Origin of the sequence: Mycolicibacterium vinylchloridicum (assembly GCF_013404075.1) — a bacterium.
Classification (GTDB): Bacteria; Actinomycetota; Actinomycetes; order Mycobacteriales; family Mycobacteriaceae; genus Mycobacterium; species Mycobacterium vinylchloridicum.
The window spans coordinates 1-7,573 of the sequence record NZ_JACBJQ010000104.1 but is presented as its reverse complement, the minus strand read 5'-3'; the positions used below and the strand labels follow the sequence as shown (position 1 = coordinate 7,573).

Annotated in this window: 2 protein-coding genes; both read right to left on the bottom strand. The window is 60.8% G+C overall.

Annotation, left to right across the window (positions count from 1 at the left end):
- Positions 1-69 precede the first annotated feature (69 nt).
- Positions 70-1,812, bottom strand: a complete 1,743-nt coding sequence (locus tag HPC46_RS33065; protein ID WP_179476247.1) for a DEAD/DEAH box helicase — start codon at positions 1,810-1,812, stop codon at positions 70-72.
- Entirely contained in the window at positions 1,809-6,974 is a 5,166-nt protein-coding gene (locus tag HPC46_RS33060) for a RecQ family ATP-dependent DNA helicase (protein WP_233717013.1), read from the bottom strand. Before HPC46_RS33060 ends, HPC46_RS33065 begins: the two co-directional genes overlap by 4 nt.
- Positions 6,975-7,573: the final 599 nt, after the last annotated feature.

The window sequence follows — 7,573 nt, the reverse complement described above, 5'->3', positions numbered from 1 at the left end:
AGTAGGTACGGTCTTCATGGCGGTCCCTTACTCCTTCTTCGAGGTGTACTTGGTCGTTCACCCGAAGACCTACCATCTGGCGGGCATCAGGTGAGGGACCGCCACCTCAAATTCCACGAAGACCGGGACAACCTCACCGGATTTGAAGGCGGCGATAGTCGTGGCGCGTTCTCCCGCTGACATCGACCCATGGAAGGAGCGGGCGTTGAGCCCCTCCAGCTCCATTCGTCGCAGCAGTCCCGTGACCGTGTCGGTGTGCTGGGTGAAGATCAACACTCGGCCGTGTTCCCGCAACCAGTCTCGGGTGATCTTCAGCGCGGTGTCTTCACGCGCTGACTCGTTGATGTCCATGGCGCGATGCCCGATCTCGAGGAGCACTTCTCGAACGCGAGGATCAGGATGACGCTCGGCCATCCGTAGCGCAGTTGTCCCCATCGCGAATGGGCTTGCCGTGAGGCGAAGTGCCAGGCTTCGACGACGCATTGCGTCCCCAGGATCGTGCATCACTCCACGTAGCAGTTGAGTTGCCAGGAAATACAGTTCGCGCTCCCGAGCGCCCAGAGTAATCGGGACATCTACCGCGCGACGCACCACTCGGTCCACGCCGGCCTGAGCGCGGGTGGTGCGAATCATGACGCTGCTGATGAGTCGACGAAGGGCAGCGGGGTCGTTTGGCGTGCGAGGGTCGTATCCCTTCATGAACTGACGTTTGAACTCGGTAACCGAGCTGAAGGTGCCGGGCCTGAGCAGCTCGACAAGCCGGTAAAGCTCGAGCAAGTCGTTCTGGACTGGTGTCGCGGTCAGGAAGAACGCGTAGCGGCATTTCGTCGTCAACGAAGTGATGACATCACGAGTCTTCCGCGCACCACCGCCGGCGGCGCGATGAGCTTCGTCCACGATGACGATGTCCCAGGGCTTCTTGGTGAGCTTCTCTGCATTGCTTCGCCCCAGTGTCAGGCTAAGTATCAGTCTGTCCTGCTGCTGGATCTCTGGGCCTCGGGCGGCGATGTCGAAGGTCATGTCAAACTTGCTGTTCATCTCCTCTCGCCACTGGTCGCGCAGAGGTGCCGGGCACAAGATGAGCACCCTCTTGGCGAGGCCGCGCAGAGCGAGCTCCTTGACCGCGAGACCGGCTTCGATGGTCTTGCCAAGGCCGACTTCGTCGGCGAGTACTGCGCGGCCACGCAGGCGAGACAATGCGTGACGTGCAACAGCTTCCTGGTGTGGCATCCGGTCGACGTTCGAGACGTCGACCGCCAACAGCTCCTCAAAGTCATCAAGTGTTCCAAGCTCTTCGCCTTGAAGGCGCAGCTCGACAAGGTCAAGTGTGTCGAAGCCAGCAGCTTTCAGTTGTTCGGCCAGCAATTCGCGTGCCTTCGTAAGGAATCCGATTGTCCTGTCGGATCCAGCGCCCCAGTCATATTCGGCGTCGGGGTGGAACTGGCGGTCGACGGTGGCGCGGCGTCGCTTAGCCTTGGCCCCGCTCGACTTCGCGATAGGAGCCGGAGGCGGTGCTGCGATGCTGAACTCGCTGGGCGTACCCGGAGGCAGGAGTTGGAGTCGATATACCTGATCAACGAGACGCAAGCGAAGCAGGCCGCCCTCTTGGCCGTAGTCCTGGAGACGCTCGCCGAGGAGGTCGCCGGTGAGTTGTCGGCTGCGCCCACTCCATTGGGCAAGAAACGGCTCGCTCTCGAGTTCGAGGTTTATGCTCGAACTGTGCTCTGGGAGTGTGAGTGCCGAACATTCACGTTCGGTTAAGGCGAGTTGGCCGGTTTCCAACAGCTGCTGAGTGATTCGCTTTTCGATCATTGAGGCTCCGTGATGCCAAGGGTTTTCGCGCCGAGATTTGTGAGTGCGAGCGACTGATATGCGGCTTGAGAGTTTTCGCGTACAGCAGCCCGGCGCTCTATCAATCCCTTGTCGGTGAGTTTCTTAACTGCTTCATCCCAACGACGCTCGCCGTTCCGTACATGGCGTAATGCTCCGAATTGCGGGCAGCTCAGCACGCCGGCGCCCAGCGGCCGTCCCTCGCCCAATGACTCGCGCCCGAGAACCGCAGCCTTGAGGCTGGTCTCCCCATACGCGCCCCGACGGAAGGCGGATGCCCATGCAATAGCCTGCAGCGCAATGAGATCAACATTCACCAGCAGCTCAGGATCAGGCACCATGTGGTCAGCCAGCGCAGCCCACGGCGCTGTCTCGCCGCTGCACCTGTCACATGGCTCGACGTCCCTGCTCTTGCAATCCGGAACCACGTCCCCGAAGTGTTCTGCAACCGCCACCCGACGGCAGTGTGAATCGTCCGTGGCGTAATCGATCATCGCCTGCAGACGACGCTTCTGCCACCACTTCCATCGGGCCGATTCGCGTTCCAACGCCTCTTTAGGTGCGACACGTGTGAGCGTGCGGACACGACGCAGCCGGTGCGAGCTGGAGAAGGTGACCAGGCGGTCCAGCGACCAGTTGATGAGCTGCTGCTCCAACTTGTCGGGATCGTATCCGTGCTCATCATTTAGCTGTTGAAAGTCAAGCTGGATACGGACGTTGGGGCGCGTTCTATGGTCCCTATAGAAGAGGTTACGGAAGAGACGCCGCTCGTCTTCGTCATCCGGCTCCCGGAACCCGACATCAACAGTGCCTCTCGCCGAGCAGTCCAATCCTTGTTCGATGGCGTGGACGCGTTCGAGCTGAGCGAGGTGAACGTTAATCTCGTCGTCATCGATGGCGAGTCTGTCGGCCACTTCGTCGATATCAAAGACTCGGTCATCGCCGCGCTCAGGGCAGTCCCACAAGGTGGCCAGTAGTTGTTGGGTAATGGCCGCGTCGGCCTTGGTTCCGTGTGCCTCGATGAGTCGGCGGCGGCGGGCAAGGTCGGCGCTGGTGTACAGCAGCACGCATTCGCCGGAGATATCGCGCGCACGGGCAGCGCGGCCGGCCTCTTGGGCATAGCCGTCGAGGGAGTCCGGGAGGTCGTAATGCGCCACCCACCCGATATTGGGCTTATTGATGCCCATGCCGAAAGCTTTGGTCGCGACAATGATTCTTGTTGTGTCGGAATCGAAGTCTTCTTGGACAGCGTCGCGCTGTTCAGGAACCATGCCCGCGTGGTAAGGCCGGGCAGCATGACCGGCGCGGCGAAGCAGCGCGGCAATCTCCTCAGCCAGAGCGCGTTTGGAGACGTAGATGATTCCCGATTTGTCACCCGCCCAGGTGACGAAGCGCAGCAGCTCCCGTGCGCGATCTCGCTCGTCCGCGCACCTGACCACCCGGAAGCGAAGATTGGGGCGGTCGCTCGGCTCGCGGATGGTTACTGGATCTTGCATATCCATTGCCGAGGTGATGTCAGCTTCGACCTCGGTGGTGGCCGTTGCGGTCAGGCCTGCGCGCGGAGGTCGGGTTTCGAATGCTGCAACGGATGCGGGAACTTGACGGAACTCCGGCCGGAAGTCATGTCCCCATACCGACACACAATGCGCCTCATCGACCACGACACCGTTGAGCTGTTGGCGACCAAGGGCACCGCGTAGGATCGGGTCGCGCGCCAGTCGTTCGGGCGATACATACAAGAGGCGCACCTGACCGTTGGCCGTGTCGCGCAGTATTTCGGTTTGAACCACTCGTGACGTGGCGCCAGTGATGCCCTGTACCGGTCGGATTCCGCGTCGACCGCGGAGGTCGTTCACTTGGTCCTTGATTAGTGCAACGAGCGGCGAAACCACGACGGTCGCCCGAGCTTGTGGGGCGAGCAATGCTGGCAGTTGAAAGCACAATGACTTGCCGAATCCCGTAGGTAATACGGCCATTACGTCCTTGCCCTCGATGATTGCGCGCATTACTTCGAGTTGCTTGGGATGCAGTTTGGTAATGCCGAAGAGCCTCTCGGCCGCCTCGGTGAGCTTCGCAGTGGGATCTTCACCCTCGATGAGCCTCAGGGTTTCTAGTAGTGCGGTGACGTCGTCACGCCCGAATGAAATGGCGTCCTCAAGGATCGGAGGCTCGCCGGTGACGAACTCGATAGCGCGTGTCCACGCGTCGTCGCGGTCGATGGCTTCATGAATGACTGGATTAGGCAGTGAGCCAAGGATTACCCGTTGGGCTTGCGTGGGCGCGTGAAGTCGGCGGTCGCACACAAAGGCTGCGCCTCTGTCCGTTTCGGAACGAATCAACCGACCGAAGCCCTGAGTGAAGAGCATGGCCGTCATCGGCAGAACGTAGTCGACAAACGGATCGCCACCCCGCTCGGCTATGGCCCTTTGCCGGGCCGATACGAGAGGGTCGTCGGGATGGGGATAGGGCGGCTTCTCCAGGAACAGGTATGACAGCGTCTCGCCGGGGGCATCGAATCCCTCCCAGTACGACTTCAGCCCGTAGAGCACCGTGCCGGGCTCAGTCCGGAAACGATGAGATATCTGAGAGCGTCCGAGCTCATCTTGAACAAGAAGCTCAACCCCGCGGGCCGCGAGCTCTGCCTCTTTCGTCCGTACAGCGTGAGCTACCGCCTCCATACGCTTACGGGCAGCAAACAGCGTCAACGTCTTTCCACCAGACAGCGACAGAAAGCCGGCTTGGTCCGCGGCCATTTCCTCACAAAATTCGCGTTCGTTAACCGGCACGGGCACGGGGAGATGGTTGGTGAGCACCACTACCGACTGATTCTGATAGTCAAACGGCGACGACAAGAGCAGTGCCCGGAACGCATCGTCGTCCGGGTCCGGGTTGATACGGATGCCTAAACGGGAGGCGAGGTAATCAAAGCGACGTTCCACGGTCAGCGTCGCCGAACAGAGCACAGAAGAGTGAGTACGGTCAACCACGTGTTGCTTGAACTCGGGGAAGACGTGGATGGGGATGCGCTCAAACGTCCACGCCGCAGGATCGTCTTCCTCCGCAGCGAGTCGGTAGACCCAAAGGTGGCTGTCGGGCAGAGTGCCCATGGCTTCTAGGAGGGCGATGGCGTTGTCGAGGCGCTCGGAGTAGCCCCGCAGCCGTTGTTTTGCTGACCTCAATCCGCTGATCTCTGACAGAGAGTCTCTAAGGCTAGTAACAGCTTTGGCTAGCTGAATCAACCAGTAGCGGACGGTCGATGAAGCTTGTCTCAGAGTTCGAAACTCCGGTCGGTTGTTAACCACCCCGGCCTGCAGTACTACAGCGTCGGCTTTCCCGGCGTACTCATGGAGATACGTGTCAATTGCCTCCGCGAGTTCTGTAGCGGTTGAGCGCACCTGCGCAGACACCGTCGCAATTGACTCGAGTGCGTCGATGACGCCCGATTCGGCGCGGGCCTTCGACCGAATCTCTCGCATTAGCCTGGAACGTTGCGACAAGCTGTTCACGAGGATCTCGAGCTCGAGGGCATCCACGCGTTCGGTCCAGGCGGTGGTTAAGGAATCTTCAAGGGCGTGGGCCTCGTCGAAAACCAGATCGGCTCGCCCGTCGGCGAGGACGTCTCCTGGAGCTCGCGAACCTTGCTGCTCTAGCTTGATCCAGCTCGCAATGAGTGCATGGTTGATCGACACGACGCCAGGCGCCTTATCGAGACCGGCCAGCTGCTGCATAAGCGGGCAGACATCCGCCCACGCGCAATTTCGCCGATCGCAACCTCCGGAGTTGGTACGAAGCCGAGCCCGGGTTCTTGCGTAATGAGCATCCGTACTGCGCAACGTGAAATCAGTGACGTCGTCCCACGTGCCTGACGGTGCTGTGGCCACGGCTCGAATGGCAACGGCCACTGCAAGTCCGGACGCCTCCGGGTCAGACAGCACGGTTTCAAGCTCGCGCGCGCAGACATAGTTACCTACGCCCTGGATCTGCCTGAATGGTGCGCGTAATAGACCGTCTTCGTGGAGGCGGGTTGCGTCGGCACGAAGTTGATTCTGGAGCGCTTTGGTTGCGGTTGCGACTAACACTGGTCGGGCTGCCTGAGACGCGCGGCCAAGGGCAGGGAGCAGATAGGCGAGGGACTTGCCCGTTCCGGTCGGAGCTTCAACAGCGAGGCGGCCACCGCCGTCGAAGACTTGCGCAACGGCGTGCGCCATTTCCTGCTGCGCTGGACGTGGTCGTAGTCCATGTCGCTGAAGGAGACTTGGGAAGTCATCGCGCACCGCCGACCAGGCGTCTGGTGACGGCGATCCGGTCGCCTCGAGTAGGGGATCGGACGGTCGGGACAGCGCCGACAATGTCGGCGCCGCGGTCAACTCGGGGAGGAGCTTGACGAGGGGGTGATCGTAGGTTTCGAGTGCAGCGATGGCGAGCTGCCAGCTTGGATCACTCGCGTCGACTGAGGCGAGCAACGCTCGAATAACCTCGGTTGTCGTGGCGGCGTCCGAGACTGCTCGATGTGGGTTGTCGTTGTTGATTGCGTAGGCCAGGGACAGATCTGCGAGCTGGCGATTGGGCATTGCGACGTCCACAAGCAATGACAGATGAATGCTGTCAGCGCTTGAGGGAAAGCGGACTGGTGCGGCGCCGGCACGGCGGGCGGCGTGCGCTAGGAACGGAAGATCGAAGGCGAGCAGATTGTGGCCGAGGACCAGGTCGACGTCTCCCAGCTGCGTCGTCAAGGCGCGTAGAGCGTTGTCAAGGGAGACGGTTTCGGTTTCGGCAGGCACCGGTCGTTCGACTTCTTCGGGTAGCTCGACGGCGAGGTCGACCAAGACTGTGCCGTCCATGCGGACGAGCGCGATCTCGCTGATGAAGTCGCTGGCGCGGTTTAGCCCGGTCGTCTCGATGTCCAGCACGGCGACACGATCGAGCGAAACACGGTCCGGGCGTTTGATATACCAATCCGCCGTTGCCAGCTCTGGTGCTTCCGGCTGGATACGTCCATCGTCTTCGTTTGCCGCCGCGATTGAGAGGCGCCCATCGGCGGCGATTTGAAAGCGGAGGGGAAATCGGTCTGGTAGTTGGAGGAGTCGATCTAGAGCAACAACGAATTGTTGCTCTCGCAAGCGGTCGCGAAGCTCCGTCGCCATGAGTGGTCCATGTTCGGCGAGGATGCGGTGACCAGCCTCGGCGGCTGGAGGCAATGGGCGACTATTGGAGCTCATGGCCGTTGCACATGCTTAGGCTGACGTATACCCGAAGCTGCCGCAACACAGTCTGCTATCTGCACCAGCACCCCCGCCCCGTGGCGAATCGATCTGCTTTCGCCGGTCAATTTTGAGCGACGACGTCAGACCATACTCACGGATCTGACAATTCACGTGCGGGTCGGGTCGCCAATATTTCGGATACGGATGGGTCCAGATTGCGCGCGCAAATCTCGCGAGCAAAAAACGCGTAGTGAACTACTCGTTCGTTGAGGCCGCTTTGTTTTTGGACCTTGGCTTTTTGGGCCGGGGAGCGCAGTTGCGTGCGTTAGAGGTGTTCTTCAGCAACGCGGCGACCCGTACGGCATCCCATCGAGGGCGAGATCGTGAAAATCGGGGTACAGGTCCCCGCAGTGAGGAATTGTCAATACCTGTGGATCGGGGTGTTTCAGGCGACCTCCGTTTCGGTTGATTCGGCCGGCTCGGGCGGTGTGATGTCGGCGGGGCGTTCGAGTAGCTTGCCTTTGTGGAAGACGGCGCCG